25 protein-coding genes are annotated in these 25,610 nt (G+C 65.3%); 10 read left to right on the plus strand and 15 right to left on the minus strand.

From position 1 onward, the window contains the following. Positions 1 to 46: 46 nt before the first annotated feature. Entirely contained in the window at positions 47 to 922 is an 876-nt protein-coding gene (locus Q9R31_RS09745; RefSeq protein ID WP_311262529.1) for a hypothetical protein, read from the minus strand. Positions 923 to 1,064: 142 nt separating this feature from the next. Then, positions 1,065 to 1,946 (minus strand): IclR family transcriptional regulator, encoded by an 882-nt coding sequence (locus Q9R31_RS09750; protein WP_311262530.1) that lies wholly within the window; start codon positions 1,944 to 1,946, stop codon positions 1,065 to 1,067. A 168-nt stretch (positions 1,947 to 2,114) separates the two neighbouring features. On the opposite strand from Q9R31_RS09750, the gene Q9R31_RS09755 reads away from it, so the two are divergent. Continuing rightward, positions 2,115 to 3,413 carry an MFS transporter gene (locus Q9R31_RS09755; RefSeq protein WP_311262531.1) on the plus strand — a complete coding sequence of 433 codons (1,299 nt, stop codon included), beginning with the start codon at positions 2,115 to 2,117 and terminating at the stop codon, positions 3,411 to 3,413. Positions 3,414 to 3,527: 114 nt separating this feature from the next. Continuing rightward, complete coding sequence (locus Q9R31_RS09760; protein WP_311262532.1) at positions 3,528 to 4,277, plus strand: GntR family transcriptional regulator; 750 nt, start codon at positions 3,528 to 3,530, stop codon at positions 4,275 to 4,277. Positions 4,278 to 4,289: 12 nt separating this feature from the next. Here Q9R31_RS09760 and Q9R31_RS09765 read toward each other — a convergent pair whose 3' ends face one another. Together Q9R31_RS09765 and Q9R31_RS09770 are read right to left on the minus strand one after the other, a co-directional pair. Then, positions 4,290 to 4,748 carry a glucose PTS transporter subunit IIA gene (locus Q9R31_RS09765; protein WP_311262533.1) on the minus strand — a complete coding sequence of 153 codons (459 nt, stop codon included), beginning with the start codon at positions 4,746 to 4,748 and terminating at the stop codon, positions 4,290 to 4,292. Next, positions 4,748 to 4,978, minus strand: a complete 231-nt coding sequence (locus tag Q9R31_RS09770) for a glucose PTS transporter subunit EIIB (RefSeq protein WP_050053469.1) — start codon at positions 4,976 to 4,978, stop codon at positions 4,748 to 4,750. The genes Q9R31_RS09765 and Q9R31_RS09770 overlap by 1 nt, the downstream gene beginning before the upstream one ends. 232 nt (positions 4,979 to 5,210) lie before the next feature. On the opposite strand from Q9R31_RS09770, the gene Q9R31_RS09775 reads away from it, so the two are divergent. The 4 genes from Q9R31_RS09775 to Q9R31_RS09790 are packed head-to-tail and all read left to right on the plus strand — an operon-like array spanning position 5,211 to position 9,303. Next, positions 5,211 to 6,461 carry a PTS transporter subunit EIIC gene (locus Q9R31_RS09775; RefSeq protein WP_311262534.1) on the plus strand — a complete coding sequence of 417 codons (1,251 nt, stop codon included), beginning with the start codon at positions 5,211 to 5,213 and terminating at the stop codon, positions 6,459 to 6,461. Positions 6,462 to 6,509: 48 nt separating this feature from the next. Next, positions 6,510 to 7,289, plus strand: a complete 780-nt coding sequence (nagB, locus tag Q9R31_RS09780) for a glucosamine-6-phosphate deaminase (RefSeq protein WP_311262535.1) — start codon at positions 6,510 to 6,512, stop codon at positions 7,287 to 7,289. Next, a complete protein-coding gene (locus Q9R31_RS09785) occupies positions 7,286 to 8,071 on the plus strand; it encodes a copper homeostasis protein CutC (RefSeq protein ID WP_311262536.1) in 786 nt (261 codons plus the stop codon). Before nagB ends, Q9R31_RS09785 begins: the two co-directional genes overlap by 4 nt. Continuing rightward, positions 8,056 to 9,303 carry an amidohydrolase family protein gene (locus Q9R31_RS09790; RefSeq protein WP_311262537.1) on the plus strand — a complete coding sequence of 416 codons (1,248 nt, stop codon included), beginning with the start codon at positions 8,056 to 8,058 and terminating at the stop codon, positions 9,301 to 9,303. The genes Q9R31_RS09785 and Q9R31_RS09790 overlap by 16 nt, the downstream gene beginning before the upstream one ends. 3 nt (positions 9,304 to 9,306) lie before the next feature. Here Q9R31_RS09790 and Q9R31_RS09795 read toward each other — a convergent pair whose 3' ends face one another. Both Q9R31_RS09795 and Q9R31_RS09800 read right to left on the minus strand, forming a co-directional pair. Then, positions 9,307 to 10,182, minus strand: coding sequence for a Rieske 2Fe-2S domain-containing protein (locus Q9R31_RS09795; protein WP_311262538.1), 876 nt, complete (start codon positions 10,180 to 10,182; stop codon positions 9,307 to 9,309). A gap of 103 nt (positions 10,183 to 10,285) precedes the next feature. Further along, the gene (locus Q9R31_RS09800; protein WP_311262539.1) at positions 10,286 to 10,585 is read right to left on the minus strand and encodes a putative quinol monooxygenase; all 300 of its coding nucleotides are present in this window, start codon (positions 10,583 to 10,585) and stop codon (positions 10,286 to 10,288) included. A 313-nt stretch (positions 10,586 to 10,898) separates the two neighbouring features. Between Q9R31_RS09800 and Q9R31_RS09805 the strand changes: the two genes are divergently transcribed. Beyond that, positions 10,899 to 11,372, plus strand: a complete 474-nt coding sequence (locus tag Q9R31_RS09805; RefSeq protein ID WP_311262540.1) for a hypothetical protein — start codon at positions 10,899 to 10,901, stop codon at positions 11,370 to 11,372. Positions 11,373 to 11,449: 77 nt separating this feature from the next. Here the strand turns inward: Q9R31_RS09805 and Q9R31_RS09810 are convergent, their stop codons facing one another. Continuing rightward, complete coding sequence (locus tag Q9R31_RS09810) at positions 11,450 to 12,469, minus strand: Lrp/AsnC family transcriptional regulator (protein WP_311262541.1); 1,020 nt, start codon at positions 12,467 to 12,469, stop codon at positions 11,450 to 11,452. 136 nt (positions 12,470 to 12,605) lie between these two features. Between Q9R31_RS09810 and Q9R31_RS09815 the strand changes: the two genes are divergently transcribed. Next, positions 12,606 to 13,853, plus strand: coding sequence for a M20 family metallopeptidase (locus Q9R31_RS09815; RefSeq protein WP_311262542.1), 1,248 nt, complete (start codon positions 12,606 to 12,608; stop codon positions 13,851 to 13,853). A gap of 91 nt (positions 13,854 to 13,944) precedes the next feature. Then, positions 13,945 to 15,198, plus strand: a complete 1,254-nt coding sequence (locus tag Q9R31_RS09820; protein WP_397428228.1) for an MFS transporter — start codon at positions 13,945 to 13,947, stop codon at positions 15,196 to 15,198. Positions 15,199 to 15,279: 81 nt separating this feature from the next. On the opposite strand, the gene Q9R31_RS09825 is transcribed toward Q9R31_RS09820, so the two are convergent. From Q9R31_RS09825 to Q9R31_RS09860, 8 genes are all read right to left on the minus strand, one after another. Continuing rightward, positions 15,280 to 16,023, minus strand: coding sequence for an MBL fold metallo-hydrolase (locus Q9R31_RS09825; RefSeq protein WP_311262544.1), 744 nt, complete (start codon positions 16,021 to 16,023; stop codon positions 15,280 to 15,282). Positions 16,024 to 16,091: 68 nt separating this feature from the next. Further along, complete coding sequence (locus tag Q9R31_RS09830) at positions 16,092 to 17,426, minus strand: NosD domain-containing protein (protein ID WP_311262785.1); 1,335 nt, start codon at positions 17,424 to 17,426, stop codon at positions 16,092 to 16,094. Between the two features lie 74 nt (positions 17,427 to 17,500). Continuing rightward, on the minus strand, positions 17,501 to 19,084 hold the full coding sequence (locus Q9R31_RS09835) for a glycoside hydrolase family 32 protein (protein ID WP_311262545.1): 1,584 nt from the start codon (positions 19,082 to 19,084) through the stop codon (positions 17,501 to 17,503). A 55-nt stretch (positions 19,085 to 19,139) separates the two neighbouring features. Beyond that, positions 19,140 to 20,183 (minus strand): LacI family DNA-binding transcriptional regulator, encoded by a 1,044-nt coding sequence (locus Q9R31_RS09840; RefSeq protein WP_311262546.1) that lies wholly within the window; start codon positions 20,181 to 20,183, stop codon positions 19,140 to 19,142. Between the two features lie 69 nt (positions 20,184 to 20,252). Further along, on the minus strand, positions 20,253 to 21,203 hold the full coding sequence (locus tag Q9R31_RS09845) for a carbohydrate ABC transporter permease (RefSeq protein WP_311262547.1): 951 nt from the start codon (positions 21,201 to 21,203) through the stop codon (positions 20,253 to 20,255). Further along, complete coding sequence (locus Q9R31_RS09850; protein ID WP_311262548.1) at positions 21,203 to 22,090, minus strand: sugar ABC transporter permease; 888 nt, start codon at positions 22,088 to 22,090, stop codon at positions 21,203 to 21,205. Before Q9R31_RS09850 ends, Q9R31_RS09845 begins: the two co-directional genes overlap by 1 nt. Before the next feature lie 66 nt (positions 22,091 to 22,156). Beyond that, positions 22,157 to 23,434 (minus strand): sugar ABC transporter substrate-binding protein, encoded by a 1,278-nt coding sequence (locus tag Q9R31_RS09855; protein ID WP_311262549.1) that lies wholly within the window; start codon positions 23,432 to 23,434, stop codon positions 22,157 to 22,159. 269 nt (positions 23,435 to 23,703) lie between these two features. Next, the gene (locus tag Q9R31_RS09860) at positions 23,704 to 24,597 is read right to left on the minus strand and encodes a hypothetical protein (protein WP_311262550.1); all 894 of its coding nucleotides are present in this window, start codon (positions 24,595 to 24,597) and stop codon (positions 23,704 to 23,706) included. 192 nt (positions 24,598 to 24,789) lie between these two features. On the opposite strand from Q9R31_RS09860, the gene Q9R31_RS09865 reads away from it, so the two are divergent. Further along, positions 24,790 to 25,590 carry a TIM barrel protein gene (locus Q9R31_RS09865; RefSeq protein ID WP_311262551.1) on the plus strand — a complete coding sequence of 267 codons (801 nt, stop codon included), beginning with the start codon at positions 24,790 to 24,792 and terminating at the stop codon, positions 25,588 to 25,590. The last annotated feature ends 20 nt before the right edge of the window (positions 25,591 to 25,610 follow it).

The raw sequence follows: 25,610 nt of genomic DNA on the forward strand, positions 1-25,610 counted from the left end.
TTCCGTTGGTTTTCCGCCCCTTTTCAATATTCCGGAGCGGGTGCCGCTACCGCGAGGCCGTGGGAGAGGCCGACGACGAGGAGCCGCTGCCCGCGGACATCGTCGCCGAAGAGGTGGACGAGGCGGTGGACGAGGCCGAACCGCTCGGCGAGGACGTGCTGGCTGAACCGGCCGAGCTGGTGGAGGTGGGGCTTGACGTTGCACCGCTTTCGGCCTTCTTCAACACGTCGTTGATGAGGTCTTCAAGCTCCTTCTGGTCCTTGTCGCCCAGGTCCGTGCCGCTCTTGGTGGCAACCACCAGCAGGCGGCCTTCGGCAGCGGAAACCTGCATCAGCTTCTGCTGGTTGTCGCCGCTGCGGGTGCTGACGGTGGCGAAGGTCTTGTCGGCGTCAGTGTCCGCCTTCAGCTCCTGGCTGGAAACGTCGTACTTCTGGCCCAGGGCGGAGACGGAGAACTTGGCGCACTGGTTCATCTTGCCGCTGATGTCGTTCAGCGTCTTCACGGCGTCAGGGCCCTCGCTGCCGGACTGGGCGGACAGCGAGCGCGGCTGGTTGCCCTCGGAGAGCGCCACGGCCACGTCGCCGCTTTCCACCTTGTCCAGCAGGCCGGCGGTGGCGATGTCCTTGCAGTCCTTGGGATCGATGGTTGCCGTGCTCATCAGCAGGTTGGCGATGTTTCCGCCCTGGTCAACCTGTTCCTTGGAGTAAAGCTTGAGTTCGTTCCCGTCAGCGTCCTTCATGCCCGAGATGAGGTTGCGGAGCTCATCCTCCGAATACACTTTGGCGTTTGCGGTTGGGCTGGCCGAAGCGGACGCAGTGGTTGCCGTGCCTGACGGGCTGGCGGTACCGCCGCCACCTCCCGTGCAGCCGGCCAAGGCCAGCATCGCTGCAGTCACCACTCCAAGCGCAGAAACTTTTCTCATCAGGTTCACCCTCCGAAATAGACAGCATGCTTAGTAGTTCTAAGCGTAAAGGGTGAAGGGCGGGGACGGAAATAACAGAACGGTTTCAAAACTGGCGGATGGTTCAGGAGGTGGGCGCGGGTCAGACTGGGCTGCGGCGGGGTCAGGCGGGGAAGTTTCCGAGGTCGAGCGGCTCCAGCGGCTGCGGGTGCCGCCACGCTCCGCTTGCTTTCGCCTGGTGGCCAAGGCTCCGGGAAATGGCACGCGCGGCGGCCCGGACCAGCGGCACCAGCTCATGCGCCGGCGTCTGCGCATCTGGGACCACAATGGACAGCGCAGCAACCACGCCGCTGTCAGCTGCATGGATGGGTGCGGCAACGGAGACCGTGCGGGACGGATGGTCCCGGCGGACTACAGCGACGCCGGATTGCCTGACGTTCGCCAGCGCACCGCGAAGCCGTGCCGCCGGAGGGGTGCCGGAATCCGGAACACCGCTTGGGAATGCCTGGGGTACCGGCGGCTGGGAAAGCAGCTCCAGCAGCAGTTCCGGACCGGCATGGGCAAGCAGGACCTGTCCGACGGCGGTAGTCGGCAGGGGCATGCGGCCTCCAACCCTGTAAGCCACCTCAGTCGCGGTGCGGGAAGAGAGCCGGTCGATCAGGACCGCGTCCCTGCCTTCGCGGACGGCAAGTAACACGTGATGCCGCGTGACCTCGTAAAGATCCTCAAGGTATGGCAGGGCGATCTGCCGCACGCCATGACCCCGCGGCGAGAGCGAGGCGATTTCCCACAGGCGCACCCCGACCACGTAGCGGCCGTCCTCGAGGCGCTCCAGTGCGCCCCACTCCGTCAGGTGACTCACCAGCCGCAGTGCCGTGGCCGGGGCCAGGCCAGCCTGGCGGGACAGTTCAGATAAACTCAGGGCCCGGCGCTGTTCCGTAAACTGGGCAAGCAGGCTCAGAGCCCGCACCAGTACGGGCTTGCCCGGAAGCGCGGGGCCGCCGTCTGAGGGCGCGGCTGCTGCTGCCCTGCCCGCTCCGGCCATTGTCCGCCTCCATCCGTTGCCTTCCTCAAGCTTGGGCTGTGTGCGTTACGCCACAAAGAGGATTTTCACCCAGTGAAAAGACGTCCCACAGGGCTGCCGCCCGGGGCGAAGCTGATGGACGTCCCGCAGGCATTCAGCCAGCGTCCCTTGACCCGATTGGAATCAATGATGAACTCCAATGCCCCCAGCAAGTCCCTGGCCGGAATCTTCGTGCTTTGCTGGCTTGGCCTGCTTGCCGACGGCTACGACCTCTACGTTTACGGCGCCACCCTGCCCGCCCTGATCGGACAGCCGCCCTTCAATGTCACGCCTGCCGCGGCCGGCGCCGTGGGCTCCCTGGCACTGGTGGGGATGCTGCTCGGCTCACTAATCGTGGGTGCGCTCACGGACCGGCTTGGCCGCCGTCGGATCTTTGTAGGCGCTTTGGCACTGTTTTCGTTGGCCATGCTCGCCTGCGCCATGGCGCCCAGCTGGGAACTCTTCGCAGCGTTCCGCTTCGTCGCCTGCTTCGGCGTCGGAGGTTTGCTTCCGACGGCGGTGGCCCTCACCAATGAGTTCGCCCCGCCCGGGAAGAAGTCGCTGGTCCTTGGCGCTGTGCTCACCGGCCCGGCGACGGGCACGGTTGCAGCTTCACTGACGTCCCTCGCTGTACTGGAGTCCAGTGGTTTCCGCCCGGTGTACGCGCTTGGAGCGGCCGGGCTGCTGATCGTACCCTTCGCTTGGTTCCTGCTGCCGGAGTCGCCGTCGTTCCTGCGGACCCAATCCCGGACAGCGGAAGCGGACAGGATCGAAAACGCTTACGGCCTGCCCCGCACCGCAGATGTCCCGGCCCCAGCCGTGCACGTCTCTCCCACCCGCGCCCTTTTCGCCAATGGAACCGGTGGAACCACCGTCCTTTTGTGGGCCATTACGGTCCTGAGCCTGTTGACCATCTTTGGGGTCAGTACCTGGCTGCCGCAGATCATGCGCACTGCCGGATTCGGCGTCGGATCCTCTGTGTCATTCCTGCTGGCGTACTCGGTGGGTGCCGTGGTGGGCACTGTCCTGGCATCCGTTGCCAGCCAGAAGTTCGGGCCGCGGCCGCTGGTTGTGGTGGGCTTCGTCAGCGCCGCAGCCGCCCTGCTCCTGATGTCCGCCAACCCGCCTGCCGCGCTCATGACGGTACTCGCCGCCGTCGCAGGTTTTGGTGGACTGGGGACGCAGAACATGGTCAACGACTACATCGCACAGTTCTACCCTGCCGCCACCCGTGCCACCGGTCTCGGGTGGGCTCTTGCCGTGGGACGCATCGGGGCCATCGCCGGCCCAACCTACGGCGCCCTGCTGGTCAGCTTCGGCGGCGGCGTCCCCGTAGCTGCCATCGCCTTCGCGGCGCCCGCACTGCTGGGTGCTGCGCTCATGCTCGCCCTGCGCACCAAGGGGACGAAGCGCGCCGCCGTAGCTCCCGACGCCGAGCTTGTCGCCTGACGACGCCTGCCGGCAACGCGGGTGGCCGTGCCCGCCCCGCGAGGTCGCGTGCCTGTGGAATAATCCAAACAGGTGGTCCGTACCGGACCGCTCCATGATCAGGAGGGGCCTGTTTTGTCCGCCACAAGCAGCACCGCCGGCGCGGCGGGAACGGCCATCAACAACACGCAGGTCCCCAAGCATGAGCAGTTGCGGCTGATCATCCTCAAGCTGGCCAAGGAGGAACTGGAGCCCGGCGCCCGGCTCCCCAGCGAGCGAACCCTCATGGACTCGTACGGCGTCAGCCGCATCACGGTCCGCGCCGCCATCGGCCGGCTGGTCAACGAGGGGCACCTGGTCCGGGTTCCGGCCAAGGGCACATTTGTGGCGGACTCACCGGTACAGTCGACCCTGCACCTGGCCTCCTTCACGCAAGAGATGGAGTCCATGGGACACGTTCCCAGCACGGTGGTGCTGGTGGCGGAGGCCGCCGCGGCCCCGGATGATACGGCCGAGGCACTCAGCCTTGCCCCGGGCTCGGAGGCTATCCACCTCAAGCGCCTCCGGCTGGCGGATGGCCGCCCGGTCAGTGTTGACGATGCCTGGTACAACCCCGAGCACGCACCGGGGCTGCTGGATATCGACCTGACCGGATCTGTTTACAAGGCCCTCGCCGCCCAATTCGGGCACCAGATCGACAGGGCCCGGCAGAGCGTCAAGTCCGAGGGCGCCCCGGCAGACGTCGGGGCGCTCCTCGGCACGGGAACAGGGGCGCCGGTCCTGGCGTTCGACCGCGTTTCCTATTCCGGCCACCTGGCCATCGAGCATTCACGCTCGTGGTACCGCTCCGACCGTTATTCGCTGAACATGGAAGTCCGGCTCTAGCCCCTCCGCCCGTTAGTCAAGCGAGAACAGCTCCTGGCCCGCGGCGACGGTGCCGGTTCCAATCAGCGTTGCCGTATCCGGCTTGGTGTCGAGGACGACGACGGGACTCACCATCGAGTACCCGGCCGCGAGGGCCGCGGCGGGATCCACGCGCATGACGGGGGCGCCGGCGTCGACAGTGTCGCCTTGGGCGATGAGCAGCTTGAAGCCTTCACCCTTGAGCTTGACCGTATCGATGCCCACATGGGTGAGGACGCCGCGCCCTGAGGACCCAACCACCACAAAAGCATGCGGCAGCAGCTTGATGACCTTTCCCGCCACCGGGGATACGACGTCGAACATCTCTCCTGCCGGCGGCTCGACGGCCGCGCCGGAGCCCACCATCTGGCCCGCGAACACAGGATCCGGGACTTCGGCGAGGGGAACCACTCTGCCGGCGAGGGGCGCGAGGACCACGAGGTGCTGCGCCACTAGAGGAGGTCCTCGATGTCTTCGGCGAGGGTGTCAGCCTCGGGCCCAACGATGACTTGGACGGCCGTGCCGGAGGCCAGCACGCCGTGGGCTCCGGCGGCTTTCAGGGAGGCCTCATTCACGAGGGAACCATCCTTGACCTCAGTGCGGAGGCGGGTAATGCAGGCCTCAATCTCCACGATGTTGCCGGCTCCGCCCAGGCCTTCAATGATCTTTTCTGCTTTGGACATGGCTGCCCTTTCTGATGGTGCCCACTCGGAGCACTGCTTCCTCACCGGGGCCGGCGGCCCAAGTGCGACCAATTATGGCTTCCATCGCCGGTCTTTTGAATGGGTCCGGCAGGATTTCCCAACGTCTTGACAGGAACTCGTGGGATGGATCACACTGAACTGGTCATAACCAGACAGTACCGGCTGTAACCCCTCCTTCACAAGCCCCACCCGAACCCACAGAGGTGCAACCATGTCAACATCCGAGACCGCCGCTTTGGCTCCCGAGAAGAAGCCAAACAAGGTGTTTGCCACCCTGCAGCGCCTGGGCCGCACCCTGATGCTGCCCATCGCTGTTCTTCCCGCCGCAGGCATCCTCCTGCGCATCGGCCAGGCCGACCTGCTCGGCGCCATACCTGGATTCGAGGGCGGCGCCGCCGTCATCTCCGCAGCCGGAAATGCCGTTTTCACCTGGCTGCCGCTCATTTTCGCAGTGGGCATTGCCATCGGCTGGGCCAAGAAGGCCGATGGTTCCACTGCTTTGGCCGCTGTGGTGGGCTACATGGTGATCGACGGCGTTTTCAAGGCCATGTCCCCGCTGGTCCTGGCCGGACAGGTCGACCCGGCCGGAAAGCCCGCGATGATCAACTACGGCGTCCTCGCCGGCATCGTGGTGGGCCTGCTCTCCGCATCGCTGTGGCAGCGGTTCTACCGCACCAAACTGCCCGACTTCCTCGGATTCTTCAGCGGCCGCCGGTTGGTGCCCATCCTGACCTCCGTCACCAGCCTGATAGCCGGCGTCGTCCTTGCCCTCGCCTACCCGCTCTTCAACGCAGGACTTTCCGCAGTGGGCCAGGCCGTGGCCAGCAACGCCGTAGCCGGCGGCGGCATCTACGGCTTCGCCAACCGCATGCTCATCCCCGCCGGACTGCACCACATCCTGAACTCCGGCGTCTGGTTCCTCATCGGCGACTACACCGATGCCTCGGGCCACCTGGTCCGCGGTGACCTCAACCGTTTCTTCGCCGGCGACCCCAGCGCGGGCATCTTCATGACCGGATTCTTCCCCATCATGATGTTCGGCCTGCCGGCAGCAGCACTCGCCATCTGGCGCCACGCCAAGCCCTCGCAGAAGAAGATCGTGGGCGGCATCATGCTCTCCACCGCTCTGACCGCGTTCTTCACCGGCATCACCGAGCCGCTTGAGTACTCCTTCATGTTCGTGGCTTTCCCGCTCTACATCGTCCACGCAGCCCTGACCGGAACGTCCATGGCCCTGGTCAACGCGCTGGGCATCCATCACGGGTTCACGTTCTCTGCAGGCCTGATCGACTTTGTCCTCAACTTCGGCAAATCACAGAACGGCTGGCTGCTCATCCCCATCGGGCTGGGCTACGCGGCGATCTACTACTTCCTCTTCTCCTTCGTGATCAAGCGCTGGAACCTGCGCACCCCCGGCCGCGAGGATGACGAGGTCACCGTGGAGACCGAAGCGGCGAAGTAAGAACCGACCATCACTGCCCTTTAGCGACCCGCAACCGAAAGCACCCCTATGGAAATCGTCATTCTTCCCGCCCCTGCCGACGTGGCCCGCACGGCCGCGGACGCCATCGAGCAGCAGGTCCGCAGCGGCCCCTCAGTCCTTGGCCTGGCCACCGGTTCAACTCCCCTGGGCACCTACCAGGAACTGATCAGGCGGCATCGGAATGGCGGTTTGAGCTTCGCCGGAGCGGAGGCCTTCCTCCTCGATGAGTATGTGGGCCTGCCCAGCACGCATCCGCAGTCCTACCACTCAGTGATCCGGGACGAGTTCACCGCCAATGTCGACTTCGTTCCCGACGCGGTCCACGGCCTTGACGGCATGGCGGAGGACCTCGAAGCTGAGGTTGCCCGGTACGAGGCCGCGATCGCGGCCGCGGGCGGAGTGGATATCCAGATCCTGGGCATCGGGACCGACGGCCATGTGGGGTTCAACGAGCCGATGTCCTCCCTTGGTTCGCGTACCCGCATCAAGACCCTCACGCGGCAGACGCGGGAGGACAACGCCCGCTTTTTTGGTGATCCCTCAGAGGTTCCGGAGCATGTCCTGACCCAGGGCCTTGGCACCATCCGCGAGGCCCGGCACCTGCTGCTCCTTGCCATGGGCGAGGCCAAGGCGGAGGCCATCGCGGCCGCCGTCGAAGGTCCTGTAGCTGCCCTCTGCCCCGCCTCTGCGCTGCAGCTGCACCCACACGTATCTGTCCTGGTGGACGAGGCTGCGGCATCCAGGCTGGCACACCGGGAGTACTACCAGGACACGTTCGGGCGGAAGCCGGCTTGGCAGGGGCTGTGAACGCGGGCGATGCCACCACGGCCGTCCGTACGCCACAGCTGGAGCTCGCGGTGGAGAACACCGACGGCGTGCGGCTTGCTGCCGCCGTCGGCGCCGCCCGCGTTGAACTCTGCGCAGCCCTGGCAGAGACCGAGGGCATCACGCCGAGCATCGGCATGATGGAACAGGCCTGCCGGGCTGGCCTCCCCGTCCATGTCCTGGTGCGGCCACGGCCCGGCAACTTCAGCTATTCCAGTGACGAACTGGATGTCATCGAACGTGACGTCAGTGCCTCCATGGAGGCCGGCGCCGCCGGCGTAGTGGTCGGCGTGCTGGCCGCTGACGGCGGACCGGACGTTCCTGCCATCCGCCGGTTCGCCGAAGCCGCACGGCGGCACAAGCCCTCCGCGGAGGTCACGTTCCACCGGGCGTTCGACGCCGCCCTCGCCGCTGGCGTTGATCCTGCCGAAGCACTGGGCCGGTTGGAATCGGCGGGCGTAAACCGGGTCCTCACCAGTGGCGGCAGGGCGGACTGTGCCTCCGGCCTCAGTGTGCTGGGCGAGCTGGTGGAGCTGGGACGCAAGCACGCGCCGTCGTTACAGATCATGGCCGGCGGCGGGGTGACGCTTCAGTTGGTACCGAGGCTTCTCGCGGCCGGCGTCCATGCCGTGCACACGTCCGCCCGGCCGCGTCCGGAAAGTGGCTTGGCCGCCGAACGGGCTGATGCCGCGGACCCGGTCCTCGCAGCCCAAATGGCAGCGGCACTGGGAACGGGAGGCAGGGAACCATGGACGGCACATTGATGCTTCGTGGGCGCATCGTCACCGGAAGCATGGACGTTGCCGATGGCATCGTGGCGGTCGACGGCGGCCGCATCACCTTCGCGGGTCCGGCGGCGGAGTATGCGCACTCGGAATTTGCGGCGGGACCCGGGTTCCCCGCGCTGGCACTTCCTGCCGACACCGGGCGGATTTTGCTGCCCGGCCTCGTGGACCTGCACTGCCACGGAGCGCTGGGATCGGACTTCTCGGAGGGGTCGGCCGATGGCGCCCGAGCCGCTGCCCGCTACCTGCACAGCCGGGGAACCACCACGCTGCTGGCCAGCCTGGTGACCGGATCGCCTGAACATCTCCTCAGAAACCTCACGGTGCTGCGGGGATTAGTGGAGGAGGGGCTGATTGCCGGCTCCCATCTGGAGGGTCCCTTCCTCGCCTCGGCGCAGTGCGGGGCTCACGACCCCGCACTGCTGCTTGAACCCGACGCCCGCCTAATGGCCGAACTACTCGAAGCAGCCGGTTCCTCGCTGGCGTCCATGACTCTGGCGGCCGAACTTCCCGGCGCCCGTGCGCTTGTGGACCTGCTGGCGCCCCGTGGGGTCATCCCCTCACTGGGGCACACGGCCGCGGACCATCATGCTGCCGCCGAATTCCTGGAACACGCCTCTTCCGGACTCGGGGATCGGGCGAATTCGACAGGTCGGTTCCGGCCCACGGTCACCCATCTTTTCAACGCCATGCCCGGCCTGCACCACCGCTCGCCCGGTCCTGTTGCGGCGAGCCTTGGGGCGGCCCGCGGCGGCAACGCGGTTGTTGAACTGATCGCCGACGGCGTCCACCTCGCCCCCGAGACGGTCAAACTGGTTTTCGACCTGGTCGGGGCGGAAAACATCGCATTGGTCACAGACTCCATGGCGGCCACCGGCCTGCAGGACGGCCAGTACCGGCTGGGTACCCTGCCCGTTACGGTGGACCAGGGCGTGGCCAGGGTGGACAACACCCGTGCCATCGCCGGTGGAACCGCGACGTTGCTGGACGTTGTCCGCACCACCCTGGCGGCAGGCGTTTCACTCCAGGATGCAGTTCTGGCGGCAAGCGCCGTTCCCGCCGCGGTCCTTGGGTTGTCATCGGAGGCGGGCGATTTGCGGCCGGGAATACGGGCAGACGTCGTCGTCGTTGACAGGGACCTGGAATTGGACGGCGTGCTGCGGCGCGGCAAGTGGATGACCGGGCCCGGGCGGCCAGCCCAAGGGGTATAGGAATCAGTCAGCGCCGGGCAGGCATACTTCCACAAGTTCCCCGCTGACGCGCGTCTCAAAAACCGGCTGCCGGGAGGTGGCAGGACCGGCCTGGACTTCGCCCGTTTGGAGCGAGAACGTGCTCCGGTGCCAGGGGCAGACGACGCACGCGTCCCCGCCTACGTCCTTGATCTTGCCTTCGTGCAGCGGTCCGGAAAGGTGGCTGCAGACGTCGGACAGCACGTTGACGGTGTCACCCTCACGGTGGACCAGCAGCGGAATACCAGCCACGTCGCGCTTGTGGAGGCCGCCCTCGGGCAGTTCGGCCAACGGCGCCAGCGGGTGCCAGCCGGACGGGAAGCGGTGCGGGATGTCCTCGCTGTGGTTGACTCCTGCGGCCTGGCGGTATGTAAGGTGCCCGCCAAGGAAGCCGCCGGCGCTCACGGTGGCGAGCCCCAGATACGCAAGTACCTTGCCGCTGCCCTGGCTGCCCCTTGCGCGCTGGACCAACGATGCAATGTAGAGGCTCGTAGCGGTGACATTGGCCGCCGCATGCACCAGGCCCACCCTCTGCTGCTGCTGGTGCAGTTGCGTCCAGTCGGTGAACCCGGCCAGCGCCGCGGGAATCACACTGGTGGCGCCCACGCCGATCAACACCCTTGCGGCTTTCTCACCACCGGGAACGGCGTCAAGGACACCGGCCGACAGCCAGGCGCCGATGGGTACCTGCACTGCAAGGGGGTGCACGGGGTGGCCAATGGGAACGCCATGCAGGACATCGCGGGCCCACTGCGGTTTGATGACCTTCCTGACGATTTTCCGGACGCTCTTGGCCAGCGGGTCAAGCCATTCGGCATCCTCAAAACGGGTGACAAGCTCAAGTGCAGGCAGTGGCTTCATGTGTGTCCCCTTACCCTGTTTCCACGTGTCCAGTCGATGCCCGAGAGCATAGCCCGGGATGGGGTGGGGCAACAGTGCTGGGCCGGAATTCCAGTGGAAACGGTCAGCGCAACGGGGACCCCAGCACCGTGAACCGGTGGCCTCCCATCTCCCCGGACAGCAAGGGCATCGCCTCGGCGATTGCGGCCCGCGTGCTCTCCAGCTGCAGCGATGCCTGGTGCGCCTCCGCCGATTCCCACAGTTCGGAAACAAAGACGGTGTCCGGCATGTCGTCGTTGACGCCCACTTCGTAGAGCAAGCATCCGGCTTCCTTCATCCCAGGATTGGGGCGGAGCAGGATGGCCACAAGGGCATCGCGCTGGCCGGGCTTTGTTCCAAGTACTCCCACATTGGCAAATGTCATAGGGACAGTGTGCTGCACGGATCGGACAACGGCGACGGCGGACGGCCATACCATGGCGGGCTCTTGAAATCTCTGCGCAAGCAGGGTAGCCCTCCCCCTAGCGAAGCTTTGGACCCAGGCGGAGGATTAAGCGACCGGATCACCACTCACAGCGAAGCGGAAGGGTCCGGAGTCGAAGCCGCCCGCATTTCCGGGCTGGCTGTTAAATGGGGCGGGCAGTGCCGCCATGCTGTATCAGCGAAGATGCTCAATATGTGACGGCTTCAGGCTGCCCGCAAAGGTGAATCGCACCCTTGAGGAGCAAGAAAAGAAAATGTCCAAAACTTCAGTAAGCCGCTCAACCCGGGCAAAAGTCGCCCTGGTACCGGTTGTTTCAATGGGCCTGTTTGGGGCGTCCGTGGCAATGGCTGCACCGGCACAGGCAGAAACCAGCGGGTACGGCTGCACGGTCGATCCGCTGGATCCAAAGGACCTGCACGGCGACGACGCCGACTTCAGTTTTAAGGTCGACTGCAACGGCGAAAAGACCGTCGAGATCCGCCAGCGGATCTATGAGGACGAGCGGGGTTCCCATCACAACGACGACCTCATCGTTAAAAGGCTGGTCACCGTGGAGTTCGACCACCATGACGACGCAAGGACTATTCACTACTGTGTCGATGTCGGCAACCATGACCGCGACGTCTACCAGCTCGTCTCTTTCCGGGTGGAGCACGGCGGACACTGGTCCGACTGGACTGATTGGGAGAAAAGCGCCGTAGTGGAAGTGGACAATGACTGGAGGTAACCCTTTACGGTCCGCTTAATCCGCATAACCACTGGAGAGCCAGGGGCAGGGCCCGCTGGCTCTCCACTTTGCCCCGCTCATTCCGCGGCACCCAGGCTTCCGGCATGCACGACGGCGCCACTCGCCGTCGTGTCTTCCTTCAGCATCCAGCCCACGCGCTTGACCGTCCGCAGCATCACCGCGCTTTCCACAATCTCGATGCCGGGCACCTTCTGCTGCAGCGCCAGCTCGGCCGACATGACGTCCGCCAGTGTGTGCAACCACATGATGATGACGAAGTTGGTGGGCCCCGTGGTGGAGGCGCTCAGCCGGACATTGCTGATGGTGCGGATTCCGGCGGCAGCTGCCTCGTGCTGTCCCGCCGGGACGTTCACGAACCACTGGCAGGTGACCGGGAACGACGAATACCGCTGGGCAATTTCGCAGCGGAACGACAGGATGCCGCTTGCCAGCACCCGGTTCAACTGGCGCTGCACGGTTGCTGGATGCCGGCCGAGGTTGCGGGCGATGTCCGCCGCTGTCGCGCGGCCGTCCCTGGCCAGGAACGGCAGCAGGTCAAGGTGGCTCTGGGGAAGCTGGGCCGACTGCACGGAATCCGGACCGGGCGGGGCGGCGAGCGTGCGGAGCATGGCCAACTGTGACCGGCTCAGGACATTCAGCCGCCAGTCGTCGCCACTGCTGTGCAGCCGGGTGCACAGGGCCACCTGGTATTTCGTGAGCCCCTCAACAGCCTTGAGCCGGGTGATGACCTTGTCGCTGAACTCCTCCAGTGAACGGGTAATGACTGTCAACATCAGGTCGCGGTTGCTGGCCGCCTCCTCCACCGTGATGATCTCCGGAACAGCTGCCAGTTCCGCCGTGACACTGTCCCGCCGGTTCATCTCGCAGTCCACCGCTACGTAGGCCAGGAGCATCTGCTTTGGATCGCCCGCCAGGTGCGCCGTCACCCACGCGGCGCCGCTGGCGGTAAGCCGCTCCCAGCGGGCTGCCAGCGTGGTGGCATGCACATCCAGCACCTTTGCTGCATCGGCCCAGCCCAGGCGGGGCGCGGCCTGCAGCACCTGGATCAGGGCAAGATCGTCCTCGCTGAGCTCCATGGCGCTTCCTTTGCTTTTGCATCAATCCTGCCCAAAGGGGGCCTGATGTGAATAATTGCAGGCCTTTCAGAGAATGTGAACCACGCCACTTCAGAATAGTCCACAAGCCCTGATGCCCATTTCCAAGGAGTGACACGTGCCCATAACCGACGATGCCAAGGACCTGCAGGAAGACCTGACGCGGCTCCGCCACGACCTGCACCGGAAGCCGGAAATCGGCCTCCACCTCCCCCGCACCCAGGAACGGGTCCTGCAGGCATTGGACGGACTTCCCTACGAGATCACGCTGGGGAAGGAGACGACGTCGGTCACCGCGGTCCTGCGCGGCGGCCATCCGGGTGCCGGTGAGCAGGGGAACACTGCCGGGGACAGCACCGGCCGACCTGCCGTCCTGCTTCGTGCCGACATGGATGGGTTGCCTGTCCAGGAGAAGACCGGAGTGGCCTTCACCTCCCAGGCTGACGGTGCCATGCATGCCTGCGGCCATGACCTGCACACTTCCATGCTCGCCGGCGCCGCCACCCTCCTTGCAGAGAAAAGGCACCAGCTCCGTGGCGACGTCGTCCTCATGTTCCAGCCTGGCGAGGAAGGCTTCGACGGCGCCAGCTACATGCTCCGCGAGGGCGTCCTTGACGCCGCCGGAACCCGGGTCCAGGCGGCCTACGGCATGCATGTGTTCTCCTCGCTCGAGCCGCACGGCACTTTCTGCACCAAGCCCGGCGTCATGCTCAGCGCCTCCGACGGCCTGGAAGTCACGGTGCTCGGCGCCGGCGGCCACGGCTCGGCGCCGCACTCGGCGAAGGATCCCGTCACGGTGGCCGCGGAGATGGTGACGGCCCTGCAGGTGATGGTCACCCGGCAGTTCAACATGTTCGACCCCGTGGTCCTGTCAGTGGGTGTACTCCATGCCGGCACCAAGCGGAACGTCATTCCCGAGTCGGCCCGCATCGAGGCCACCATCCGGACGTTCTCCGAAGCCTCGCGGCTGAAGATGATGGAGGCTGTGCCGCGCCTGCTCAAGGGAATCGCGGCCGCGCACGGGGTGGAGGCCGCCGTCGACTACCTGCAGGAATACCCCCTCACCATCACCGACGAGGACGAAACCCACACCGCCGAAAACGTGATCACGGAGCTCTTCGGCGAGCGCCGCCTCTCGCGCTGGGCCACTCCCCTCAGCGGCTCGGAAGACTTCTCCCGTATCCTCGCGGAGGTGCCCGGCACGTTCGTTGGGCTCAGCGCCGTGGCCCCGGGTGGTGACCCGGCAACCTCTCCGTTCAACCACTCACCGTATGCAACGTTCGACGATGGGGTGCTGGCTGACGGGGCCGCCCTCTATGCGGAGCTCGCCATCTCCCGGCTCGCCGCACTTTCGCAGGCCTCCTAGGCCGGCAGCAGTTCCGCCGGCATTCCTACAGACCCAACCGACCAGGAAGAAAACCATGTCCGTTGCATCAACCAAGCCACAGACTGGACGCATGTCCACCGCCAAGACCGTCATCGGCACCGGCATCGGCAACGCCGTTGAGTGGTACGACTGGGCCATCTACGCCACGTTTACCCCGTTCATCGCCAGCCAGTTGTTCAGCAAGGCGGATCCCGCGTCGGCCGTCCTGTCCACCCTGGCGATCTTCGCCGTCGGCTTCGTGGCCCGGCCCTTCGGCGGCTTCCTCTTCGGCTGGATCGGCGACCGGGTGGGCCGCAAGACGTCGATGACGCTCGCCGTCGGCCTCGCCTCGCTGGGCAGCCTGATGATCGGCGTCGCTCCCACGTTTGCCAGCGTCGGGGCGTTCGCTTCCCTGATGCTCCTGGTGGCCCGGCTGGTGCAGGGCCTGGCGCACGGCGGTGAGCTGCCGTCGTCGCAAACGTACCTGTCCGAGATGGCGCCCAAGGAGCACCGCGGCTTCTGGGCCACCCTGATCTACACGTCAGGGACCGTGGGCATCCTCTTCGGCACCCTGCTGGGCGCTGTCCTGAACATGAGCCTGAGCACCGAGGCGATGAACGCGTGGGGCTGGCGGATCCCGTTCCTGATCGGCGCCGCCATGGGCCTGTACGCACTGATCATGCGGTCGCGGCTGCACGAAACCGAAGCCTTCCAGGGCGAAGCGGTCACCGAAAAGCGGGCCCCGATCTGGCCGCAGATCGTCCGCTACCGCAAGCAGGCACTGCAGGTCATTGGCCTGACGGTGGGCCTCACGGTGATCTACTACATTTGGGGCGTCGTGGCGCCGAGCTACGCCACCACTGCCCTGAAGATCGACCGCGGCGAGGCGCTGTGGGCCGGTGTCATTGCCAATATCGTGTTCATTGCCGCGCTGCCGGTGTGGGGAAAGCTGTCGGACCGCATCGGGCGCAAGAAAGTCCTCTGGGCCGGCGCCATCGGTTCGGCGGTCATGCACTTCCCCATGACCTGGCTGCTGAAGGATTCCGCCTGGCAGCTGGCGGTCAGCATGTCCGTGATGCTGGTCTTCATCGCCGCGAGCGCCGCCATTGTCCCCGCGGTTTACGCCGAGCTGTTCCCGACATCCATCCGAACCGTAGGCGTGGGTGTCCCCTACTCCATCTGCGTGGCCGTGTTCGGAGGCACCGCCCCTTACCTGCAGCAATGGCTGGGAACCTCGCTGGGCGCGCCGCAGGTGTTCAACGTGTACGCGGTGCTGCTGCTGGTGGTCAGCGCGGTGTTCGTGTTCACCATCCCCGAGACCAAGGGCAAGGACCTGACGCACTAGTTCCCTACCCGACGAACGTCCCCGGCGCGTGGTGCTGCGCCGGGGACGTTTTTTTCATGCCGATGTGCAGCAGATTCCTGGTCAGTGCGCGCCGATTTTCAGCGCCTCGCGAACTGCCGCCTCCGCCCCCTGCTTCCAGGGCTCGCCGTGGCCCGGGAGCAACGTGGTGGCCCCCGTTGCGGCAATTGCGTCCAGCGATGCCAGCGCCTGCCCGGTGTCCTTGGTGGCGGCGGAGGCCACGATCTGGGGTCCGGCCACGCCCGTATAGGGATCCAGGGTCACCATCGCGTCCCCGGTGAGGAGGACGCCCCGGTCCGGAAGGTGGAGGATGCAGTGCCCGTCCGTGTGGCCGGGAGTATGGACGACGGCGGGACGGCCCGTCAGTGCGTCCGCCACCCCGGTGCCCAGCGGCCGTGTGTCGGAGATGCCTTTGACGGCCAGGGCGCCTGCCACTGCCATGCTGCCGAGCAGCGGCAGCGATTTTGGGTGCGTGAAGGGGTAGAGGAAGCGGTTGCGCTGCGACTTGTAGCGGTAGGGATGTGCTGCCAGGTTGGCGTCCGCTTGATGCACCAGCACCGGAATCCCCCACTGCCGGTGTGCCCTCAGGGCGAACCCGACGTGGTCGAAGTGGCCGTGCGTGAGGACCAGGGCCTTGACGTCCTGCGGGCGCCTGTTCCGTTCCTCCAGGAGCTGCGTGAGCATGGGCCACATGCTGGGCAAACCGGCGTCCACCAGGGTCACGCCGTGGTCATCCTCGATCACGTAACAGTTGACGTTGGCGTGCGTCAATAGGTGAACACCCTCTGCGACGTTGGGGACGATCATGCCGGGACTCCTTCGGGTGGGCGGACTGCTTGGTCACTGCCCCCTGGAAGTACCCAGCAGGGGACGCCCTAAATCGCGGGTGTGGCCCTGACGGCGTTGACTTCCCGGTCTGCGATCACCTGGGCTTCGGTTCCAGAATCAAGGATCGTGTTCCGGGCTGATCCCGGGTCAACCTTGACGGCCGTAACGGCAAGGCCGCCAGCAGCGCCAGTGGTCAGCAGGGCGTCCACCTGGGCCTCGAAACAGGAGTCACTTGACGTGGCATTGACGTCCAGGGCCACCACGTGGTTGTTGGAGACAAAGTTGCCGGTTCCCTCCATCAGCCGGATGATGACCGGCGTGGCACCTGCCGGCCGGATGGTCTGCGAGTCGATGACCTCGGAGAAGTGGTTGCCGATGACGGAGTTGTTGTTTCCGTTGACGCAGAGCAGCCCGTCGAGGTCGTCCCGTCCGTTGTCGATTCCCAGGAACGGCGTCCAGGGTTCGTGGTCCCGCAGGAAATGGTTGGTGGCCACCAGGTTTTCGGAACTGTTTGCTGCCAGGACCACCATCCCGGGATAGAACGAATGCAGCCTGTTATTGCTGACGCTTGACCGCGTCACACCCTCAAGGTGGACGCTGCTGGCTCCGCGGGGAAAGACGTTGTTCGCGGTGATCAGGAGCCCGCCATGGTTCTGGGCGTAGATCGAATGGCCCTTAAACCCTGCCCCGATCAGGTTGTCGGTGATCTTTGATGCCTGCCCCCACCCGCGCAGCCCGATGCAGCTTCCGCATTCGGCGATGAAGTTGTCGTGGATGGACAGTGCGTCCGCGTTGTGGATGGTGAGGGCGTTCTCGAGATAGACAAACCCCATGCCGTTGATGCGGAAGGAGTCATTGGCGCTGGCCACAAAGATGCCGGTCTTGCCGTTGACATAGGTGTTCTCGGGATGCAGTTCCGAGCCGTCCGGGACGAAGTGCAGTCCGTCGATGCAGAAGTTGGAGAATTCCACCGAGCTGATCCGTGGACTGCCGCTTCGCTCGATGTAGAACGCGGCTCCCTTGGCTTCCTCCATGTTGGCCTCGACGGGAATGTCGTTGAGGATCCGGCTGCCTCCGGGCCACAGTTCGTGCAGGTCGGGCCATTCGTCTTCGGGAACGTTGAAACGGATGCTCGACGACGTAAAGCCGTGCCCCGAGCCCTCGATCCTCAGGAAGCTGATGTCGATCACCACCTGCGTGCGGAGGTGGTAGTCCCCCGGCGGCAGGTAGATCACCGCGCCCGGCTTTCCGCCATTGTCCACATCGGTGGCCGCCTGCCTTTCCTTGATGTCCGCGATGATGCTGTTGATGACCTCCCCGACGTCCTTGGCCGGGTTGCCGACGGGCCAGGACGTCACGTCGTAGTAGTTGTTGCCGGACATGGCTTCTTCCGCACCGGTGCCCGGTGCGGGATCACCGAAGGGGTGCTGGGATGTTGACATCTTCGGGCCTTTCGTTAGGTAAGGGTGGAGACCGCGAGGTTCAGCACTGTTGCCGGGCCTCCCTGAGCTGACAGCCAGGTGTGCAGGTGTTCCGCTTCAGGGAAGACGAGGTCCGTCAGGACCACCTTGCCGCCCTGCGCAAAGACCTCCACAGAGCAATGGTCGACGACGATCTGCAGCTTAAGGAGGCCGTCCTCGAGGACCAGCGGGGCTGACTCGATCGAAGCAAACTTGCCGTGGAAGCCGATGTTTCCTGACTGTCTGCGGTCAAGGCTGAGTTGGGCAGTCGCAGGGTTGTAGCTGAGGATGGTGCCCGCGGTCCCGTCGCTGCTTCCGAAGATCCGGAATGCAATCCGGTCGGCGGTTCCGGCCAGGATCTCCGCCTCGATGATTTGGGCTCTGCCGGGTACCGCATCCTGCAGTCGGAGGGCTTCATTCCGCAGCTCAAAGGGGCCTGCCGTGCTTATCCCTGCTGCGGCGGGCGGTTCTTCCCGTCCATGTGGCTCGGGCAGGACCGGTTGCTGGACCAGGCGGGCGGAGCCATCGACTGCGGTGAGGCGCAGTTCCCGGGCCAGGGTCATCGAGGACCGCCAGGGGGCGGTGGGCAGCTCGTTCGCGTAGTCCCAGTTGTTCATCCACCCGATGATGATGCGGCGGCCGTCAGAGGCGCCGCTGAAGGACACGGAGGCGTAGCAGTCGCGTCCCCAGTCCAGCCACAGGCACTGTCGCAAGGCTGCCGAGCGCGCCTCGGGGTCGGCGAAAGAGCTTAGCCCGGCAGGCGCCACGAGTGAACCGGGCTCCGGGACGAACCGGACGCCGTCGAAATCGCCCACGAAGTACTGGCCCCCGGAACCTCCCGCCACTGCGCCGGGGTTGACGTTCACGATCAGGACCCACCTAATGTTGTCCGGGTCCCCGTCCACCGGCAGTGGAAAGAGGTCCGGGCACTCCCATTCACCGGCGTCGGCGTTGGCCGGGCCGAATTCGCTCAGGAAGTCCCAGGACCTGAGGTCTTCCGATCGGTAGAAGACCACCTTTTGGTGCTGCGCTTCGACGGCGACCATGACCCAGCAGGCCCCTTGGTTCCCTTCGTAACGGAAGACCTTGGGATCACGGAAGTGCGGGGAGTTTCTGCTGAGGACGGGATTTCCTTCGTATTTGCGCCACGTCATTCCACCGTTCGTGCTGTAGGCCAGCGACTGGGCCTGTGTGCCGCTGTGTTCTGAAGCGGTTTTGTAGGCACTCGTGTAAATGGCGACGAGGGCGGGTGCGTCCGCCCTACCGAAACCGGAGGTGTTACCGTGGTCCACCACCACGCTCCCCGAAAAGATGTCCTCTGTCTCGTCGCACGGAATCGCCACGGGGTGTTCGGTCCAGTGCAGAAGGTCACTGGAGGTGGCGTGGCCCCAGGACATGTTGCCCCAGACGTTGCCGTACGGGTTGTTTTGGAAGAAGAGGTGGTACAGGCCGTCGTGGAAAACCAGGCCGTTGGGATCGTTCAGCCACGTGTCCCTTGCCGTGAAGTGGACGGCTGGACGGAACCTGGTGGTCCCGGCCGGAGGTGTTTCCGGGTGTGCGGCATCAAGGAAGGTGGACATGTTTGGTGCGTTCCTCTTGGGACGTGGGAAGGGGAAAGTGAAGGGGGCCCGCTGCTTATTCCGGCGGCGATGCGATGGAATCGCGGCGCACCAGCGGGCAACTCAGGATGGTCGGGTGGATTGCCATGAGGGAAAGGTCCGTCTTCCCCTCGACGGCGTCGATCAGGTGCTCGGTGGCCCAGGCACCCATCTCGTAGTGAGGCAGGGCCACGGTGGTCAGGCCCGGGTAAAGGTTGGCGGCGATCAGTTCCTGGTCATCGAAGCCGACAATCGACAGGTCGGCCGGGATGGAGAGGCCCAGCTCAGCAGCGGCGCGATAGGCACCCATCGCCATCCGGTCGTTGTAGCAGAACAGGCCCGTGGGCCGGTCGGCGCGTGCCAAAATGCGGCGGGCCGCTTCATAGCCGCCATGCACCTCGGAAACCTCGGATTCGACGGGTGCCGCGTCGCCGTCGAGCCCTGCTTCAGACAAGGCGGCCCGGAAGGCCTGTAACCGCTGGCGGGTCGCAGGGACGTCATCAGTGTTATTGATGAACCCCACCCGGGTGTGGCCCGCTTCGAGGAGCGCGCTCACAGCCGCGCGGGCACCGCCCTCCTCATCCGGGATCACGGCGGTGATGTTTCCGCCCGTGGCCACCGAGTCCACCAGGACGGAGGGCACGCTGCCCAGGTTGGCCGGCAGCTCCACATTGCGGTGGTACATGGTGGCGTACAGGATGCCGTCCACCCGGCGGTCCAGGAGGGCCTCGACGTCGGCCTGCCGGGACTCCAGGCTGGCAGAGCCGGAGGTGTTGATGATCATGAGGTTGTACCCGCGTGCTTTGGCGGCCTCATCAGCGCCGAGGATGATCCGGCCGGCGTGGGGCGTGGTGGCAATATCCTCGCTGACCAGGCCCAGCATGCCGGTCCTCTGCGTACGCAGCGCCTGGGCCAGGCGATTGGGCCCGTACCCCAGCTGCTCCGCGGCGGACCGCACCTTGTTCCGGGTTTCCGGACTCACCCTGGCATAGGACACGTCGTTGAGAACGTGGGAAACAGTCGTCACTGAGACGCCGGCGGCCACGGCCACGTCCTTGATGCCGATGTTCTTGTTACTCATCTGTCTCCCACGTCCTTATGGTTGGTGATGGCCCCTGGGGGTTACCAGTAGGCTACTCGTTGCTGTGATCTAGCCCTTGACGGCGCCGAGGGTCATACCCGCCACGATCTTGCGCTGCAAGAGAAGCGTGAGGAGGATGACCGGGATGGAGTACACGGCGGCCAGCGCCGTCATGGAGCCCCAGTCCAGGCCAAATTGGGTCTGGAAGTTCGCGATCACCACGGGCGTGGTCTGGGATCGGATAGCCGTCATCAGCAGCGCAAAGAGGAACTCGTTCCAGGAGGCCAGGAAGGCGAAGATCGCGGTGACGGCGATGCCGCCGGAAACCACCGGAATCACCACCCGCCACAGTGCGCCCAGCCTGCTGCAGCCATCCACCGTTGCAGCCTCCTCCAGGTCTTTCGGCACCGCCTCGAAGAAGCTGGACATCAGCCAGATCGAGAGCGGCAGCGAGATGGTGGTGTGGGCGATGGACAGCGCGATGGGGGTATCGGCCAGGCCCATCGAGGCCATCATGGATGCCAACGGGATGCCGATGGCCACCGGCGGCACCATGCGGGTCACCAGCGCGGCCATGATGAAGATCCGGCCGCTGAGGGTCTTGTACCGGGTGATGCCGTACGCGGCCGGAACCGCCAGCACCAGGGACAGCACCGTGCTGATGATTGCCGTCTGGATGCTGTTGATGAAGGACGCCACCACACCGCTGCGTCCCAGGGCATTGGCGTAGTTCTCCAGCGTCCACTCCCGGGGCAGGATGGTGGGCGGCACCGCGATGGTGTCAATCGGTGTCTTGAAGGACGTGAAGAGCAGGTACAGGAACGGGAACCCGTACAGCACCATCGCCGCTGCAAGGAGGACCCATAACAGCGTTCTGGTGCCGCGCCGGCCGGCCTCGAGGCCTTCCCGGTTGACGCCACGGCGTTTGCGCGGTTGCCCGGTGGCGCGTCCCGCGGCAGGTGCGGTGGGCGCCGCAGCCGGTGTGCCGCCGTCGTACTTGACTGTTTGTGCGCTGCTCATCAGTTGTCCTTCCCTGGCCGCCAAATGGTGGACACCGCCGCGAAGGCGACGGCAAGCATGGCCAGCAGGTAGAGGGTGCCCATGGCGCTTGCCAGCCCGGGATCACCGAACCGGATCATGGTCCGGTAAATCAGCAGGCTCATGGTCTCCGAAGCGGACTGAGGCCCGCCGTTGGTTTGGATAAGGATGGTGTCAAAGGCCCTGGCCGCGTCGATTCCACGGACCACCAGGGCCACGGCGATGACCGGCCGCAACAGGGGCAGGATAATGCGGAACAGCATGGCCGGAGCGCGTGCGCCGTCCAGGCGTGCGGCTTCAATCAGGTCGCCGGGGATGTTCTGCAGCCCGGCGAACAGCACCAGGCACATAAACGATGTGGTCAGCCAGATGTCCGGGATGGCCACGGAGAAGAGCACGATGCTCGGGTCCGAAAGCCAGCCGATCTGGTTGGGGTTGGACAGGATGCCTGCCTGGTGGAGGAGGGTACCGATGAGGCCGAAGTTGTCGATCATCAGGAACTTCCAGAGCAGGCCTGCCACAATCGGGGCGATCATCAGCGGATACATGAAGACGGTCCGCCAGATTTGGGAGCTGCGGCCCAGCATGGTGAACAGCGAGGCCATTCCCAGGCCAAGGGTGAATTCGAGGGTAACTACCACCAGTGTGTAGGCGAGGGTCCGCCACCCCGCACCGACGAAGGCGTCGGAGGCGAAGGCCCTGAAATAGTTATCCAGGCCCACGAAGTCGCGGGGACCTCCCGCGTACGGGGAGATCTTGAAGAAGCTGTCCGCCACCAGGCGGAACAGCGGGAATGCCACAAAAACTGCCAGGAACAGCGCCGCTGGTGTCATCAGGAACAATGCGAAGCGGCGATCGGAGATACGCACGGTTTTCTCTTCCGCTTGTTGGGGCCGCGGCCGGCACCGGCTACCCAGGAGCCGGCCGCGGGGGTCTTATTTGAGAAGTGCCTCGATCTGCTTCTTGGCATCGGCGAGGAGGGTTCCGGAGTCGCCGCCGGCAACGGCCTTCTGCAGCATGGGCACCAGCACGGTATCCACGATCTGCTGCCACTTCTGAGTGGCGGGGCGCGTGGCGGTGGCCTTCCCGCTGAGGGTCTCAATCAGCGGCTTGAAGCTCTCGTAGCCCGGCTTGTCCTGGTACTTCTCGAACGCTGAAATCCGCGAGGCCAGGCCCAGGCTCGATTCGATGCCCTTGTCGTTGTAGTCGTAGGCGCACTTGACGAACTTCTTGGCGGCGTCAGCGTTCTTGGTGGCCTTCGGTACGGTCAGGTACCAAGGGCCGGGAACTGCCCCGACGCCGGCCGAACCAGCGATCATCGGAGCGGCTCCGACCTTGCCGGCCACCGGAGAGTCCTTGGGGATCTGGCGGTAGGCGTGGGCCCAGAAGCGGGTCATGGCCGTTTTGCCCTGGTTGAACAGGTTTTGCGCGGCAGCCCAGTCCACCTGGGCAGCGCCGGACGGGGCATCCTTGACCAGGCTGGTGTAGAAGTCCAGGGCTTCCTTATGGGCGGCATTGTCAATGACCACCTTGTCCCCGTCCAGGACCATGGGGGAACCGGCCTGCAGGACGTGGGCCAGCCATTCGGTTTCCACGCCGCCCTTCACGTCGGTGCCGAACATGCCGTCCTTGGTAAAGAACGCCGAGATGTCCTGGTACTGCTTCCAGGTGGTCGGGGCTGCGAGGTCGTAGCCGTATTTTGACTTGAATTCGGCCTTGTTCTTGGCGTCCTCGAAGAGGTCCTTGCGGTAGAGGATGATTTCGGCGTTCGTCCAGGCCGGCATTCCGATGAAGTGGCCGTCCACGTTGGCTTCCTTGACCAGTGCCGGGAAGATGTCCTTTTTAGCCTCATCCGTGAAGAGATCGTCGATGGGCTGGACGGCGTCCTTGAAGCTCGGCAGCCAGACCGAGTCCAGGGCCGCGACGTCGAATGAGACATTGCCGGAGGAAAATTCGCTGGAGAGCCGGTTGAACATGCCGTCATAGGGCAGTTCGACGAAATTGACGTCGACGCCTGCGTCCTTTTTGCATTGCTCCGCTACGCCGGTGAGTTCTGCGTGGCCGCCGGCTTCCACCAGGACGTTCACGGTGCTGGTTCCGGCGCCACCCGTGGTGGACGGGCCCCCTGCGCCGCAGCCAGTGGCTACCAGGGCGACGGCGGTGCAGATACCGCCGATGGTGGCGAGCCTGTTGATGTTTTTACGAGTGGACATCGCTGTCGACTCACTTTCTCTTGGACGGATCGGAGAGTAATTGGGGTGAAGAATCGTTTTGCCAAAACGACTTGGCACCAACTTTAGGCCGCCGCTCCGAAGAGTGTCAAGCATCACAGCAAAAGATCTCGCGTGTGGCATTTACGCCATCGTCGTCGTTCGCAGCACTACGGGATCAAAAGGAGAACCGTTTTGGCATCAGCCGCGCTTCAGGCGCGGAGGTACTTGCCGCCATCCCACGGAGCCTGCCGCGACCGGCGCCGGCAGGTTCAGGCAGCGACCGGCAGCACCAGCAGGTACCCCGCGGGCAGGCTGCTGCTCCAGCGGCGGGGCTCACGCACCACGAACTGCGTGGCCAGCTCCTCCGGCGCGAGCAGGCTGTTAGGCGCCGGCGACGGCCCCCACTGCCCGCTGCCGTAAGGGTACAGCGGGTCCAGGACGCTGATGCCGGTCACGGCGAAGTCGCCGAACTGCCGGGGGTCGCCGAGGGATTCGAATCCGCTCATCACCCAGGCGTGCCGGCCGCTCCACATGACCAGCCCCACCGGGCGCCCCGACTCAGCCATGGCGCGGGCAGCCGTCTTCAGCGCTTCCCCATAGTCCGGAATACTCACCACCCGGTACGGCCCCATTCCCGATTCGGTGAGCACCTGCGCCCAGCCAAACGGGTTGGCACCGTTGAACGAATCCGAGGAGCGGGCGCGGGCCATCTCCCACAGCTCGCTCTGCTGCGCCCTGTCAGCCCAGGTGCCGCCACCGGTGTCGTCAATGAGGTTGTGCGCCATCTGGATGCTCGCCCCCACGCACCAGTCGAAGGTGTACTGCGGAACGAAGTCCCCCTCCCGGTACAGGTTCAGGGCGAACGGCTGCGGGGCCGGGACAGGGGCAGCGGCAGGGGCCGGGACGGGGGCCTGGGCGGGGACCGGCTCCGAGGTTGGAGTCGCCGGCTCGACGGGAGCCGGCGGCGCAGCGAGGGCAGTACCGGCCACGGCGTCTCCAGGTAGGGCCGCCCCGGAAGTTGCGGCCGCGCCAGAGGCGGCCGAAGCGGAAGAGGCGCCAGGAGCCGTCGAATCCTCCTGCTGGCCTGCCACCGGTACGCAGGCGGTGAGGAATCCGGCCACGGCAACGAGCCAGGCCAGAAGACGCAGACGGGTACCGGTCATGATCGCTCGCATCCATTTCTGTTGAGCTGGCGTGCCTCATACCAGTCTCCTGCCCTCGGGCCCCCTTGACTACCCCACCCCGCCTTCCCTACACTTTTCATAAAGCAGAATCTAAATTCCACAAAGCGGAAACGGTAAGGCAACCGGAAGCAAGGGAAGATAGATCAAAGCCCCTCCTCGGAAGGACCTACGATGACGTACACAGTGAACTGCTCCATCCTCCTCACGGAGCTTCCCCTGCTCGAGCGCCCCGCTGCTGCAAAAGCAGCAGGCTTTGACGCCGTTGAGTTCTGGTGGCCCTTCGCAAGCTCGGTTCCGGCGGACAGCGACATCACCACGTTCGAGAACGCCATCAGGGACGCCGGCGTTCAACTCACCGGCCTGAACTTCAACGCCGGCAACATGCCCGGCGGCGACCGCGGCCTGGTGGCCTGGACGGGGCGCGAGTCTGAATTCAAGGACAACATCGACGTTGTCGTGGGCATCGGCGAGCGCCTCGGCTGCAAGGCCTTCAACGCCCTCTACGGCAACCGCCAGGAGGGCATCACCGCCGAAGAGCAGGACGAACTCGCGGTCAAGAACCTCGCTGCGGCAGCAGAAGGCGTCGCCCGGATCGGCGGCACGGTCCTCCTGGAACCCGTCAGCGGCGCACCCAAGTACCCGCTCCTCACCGCTGATGACGCACTCAAGGTCATCTCCCGCGTGAAGGCGGAGGCCGGCGTCGGGAACATCAAGCTCCTCGCCGACTTCTACCACCTCTCCGTCAACGGGGACGACGTCGAAGCCGTCATTGAAAACCACGCCAAGGACTTCGGCCACATCCAGATTGCCGACAACCCCGGCCGCGGAGCACCCGGAACCGGCACCCTCCCGCTCGGCGAATGGATCGCCCGCAGCCGCGAGCTCGGCTACGAGGGCTACATCGGCCTCGAGTACAAGGAACCGCAGGAGACGGCCTTCAGCTGGGCCATCCGCCAGCGCGTTGCCCAGTAACCACCCGCACCACTACAGAC

The sequence above is a fragment of the Pseudarthrobacter sp. BRE9 genome (genome assembly GCF_031844305.1).
Classification (GTDB): Bacteria; Actinomycetota; Actinomycetes; order Actinomycetales; family Micrococcaceae; genus Arthrobacter.

Bases quoted from the DNA above. Each gene is read 5' to 3' on its own strand.
- Q9R31_RS09745 (WP_311262529.1), bottom strand. From the start codon at position 922: ATGAGAAAAGTTTCTGCGCTTGGAGTGGTGACTGCAGCGATGCTGGCC.
- Q9R31_RS09750 (WP_311262530.1), bottom strand. From the start codon at position 1,946: ATGGCCGGAGCGGGCAGGGCAGCAGCAGCCGCGCCCTCAGACGGCGGC.
- Q9R31_RS09755 (WP_311262531.1), top strand. From the start codon at position 2,115: ATGAACTCCAATGCCCCCAGCAAGTCCCTGGCCGGAATCTTCGTGCTT.
- Q9R31_RS09770 (WP_050053469.1), bottom strand. From the start codon at position 4,978: ATGTCCAAAGCAGAAAAGATCATTGAAGGCCTGGGCGGAGCCGGCAAC.
- Q9R31_RS09775 (WP_311262534.1), top strand. From the start codon at position 5,211: ATGTCAACATCCGAGACCGCCGCTTTGGCTCCCGAGAAGAAGCCAAAC.
- nagB (WP_311262535.1), top strand. From the start codon at position 6,510: ATGGAAATCGTCATTCTTCCCGCCCCTGCCGACGTGGCCCGCACGGCC.
- Q9R31_RS09790 (WP_311262537.1), top strand. From the start codon at position 8,056: ATGGACGGCACATTGATGCTTCGTGGGCGCATCGTCACCGGAAGCATG.
- Q9R31_RS09795 (WP_311262538.1), bottom strand. From the start codon at position 10,182: ATGAAGCCACTGCCTGCACTTGAGCTTGTCACCCGTTTTGAGGATGCC.
- Q9R31_RS09800 (WP_311262539.1), bottom strand. From the start codon at position 10,585: ATGACATTTGCCAATGTGGGAGTACTTGGAACAAAGCCCGGCCAGCGC.
- Q9R31_RS09805 (WP_311262540.1), top strand. From the start codon at position 10,899: ATGTCCAAAACTTCAGTAAGCCGCTCAACCCGGGCAAAAGTCGCCCTG.
- Q9R31_RS09810 (WP_311262541.1), bottom strand. From the start codon at position 12,469: ATGGAGCTCAGCGAGGACGATCTTGCCCTGATCCAGGTGCTGCAGGCC.
- Q9R31_RS09820 (WP_397428228.1), top strand. From the start codon at position 13,945: ATGTCCACCGCCAAGACCGTCATCGGCACCGGCATCGGCAACGCCGTT.
- Q9R31_RS09825 (WP_311262544.1), bottom strand. From the start codon at position 16,023: ATGATCGTCCCCAACGTCGCAGAGGGTGTTCACCTATTGACGCACGCC.
- Q9R31_RS09830 (WP_311262785.1), bottom strand. From the start codon at position 17,426: ATGTCCGGCAACAACTACTACGACGTGACGTCCTGGCCCGTCGGCAAC.
- Q9R31_RS09835 (WP_311262545.1), bottom strand. From the start codon at position 19,084: ATGTCCACCTTCCTTGATGCCGCACACCCGGAAACACCTCCGGCCGGG.
- Q9R31_RS09840 (WP_311262546.1), bottom strand. From the start codon at position 20,183: ATGAGTAACAAGAACATCGGCATCAAGGACGTGGCCGTGGCCGCCGGC.
- Q9R31_RS09845 (WP_311262547.1), bottom strand. From the start codon at position 21,203: ATGAGCAGCGCACAAACAGTCAAGTACGACGGCGGCACACCGGCTGCG.
- Q9R31_RS09855 (WP_311262549.1), bottom strand. From the start codon at position 23,434: ATGTCCACTCGTAAAAACATCAACAGGCTCGCCACCATCGGCGGTATC.
- Q9R31_RS09860 (WP_311262550.1), bottom strand. From the start codon at position 24,597: ATGACCGGTACCCGTCTGCGTCTTCTGGCCTGGCTCGTTGCCGTGGCC.
- Q9R31_RS09865 (WP_311262551.1), top strand. From the start codon at position 24,790: ATGACGTACACAGTGAACTGCTCCATCCTCCTCACGGAGCTTCCCCTG.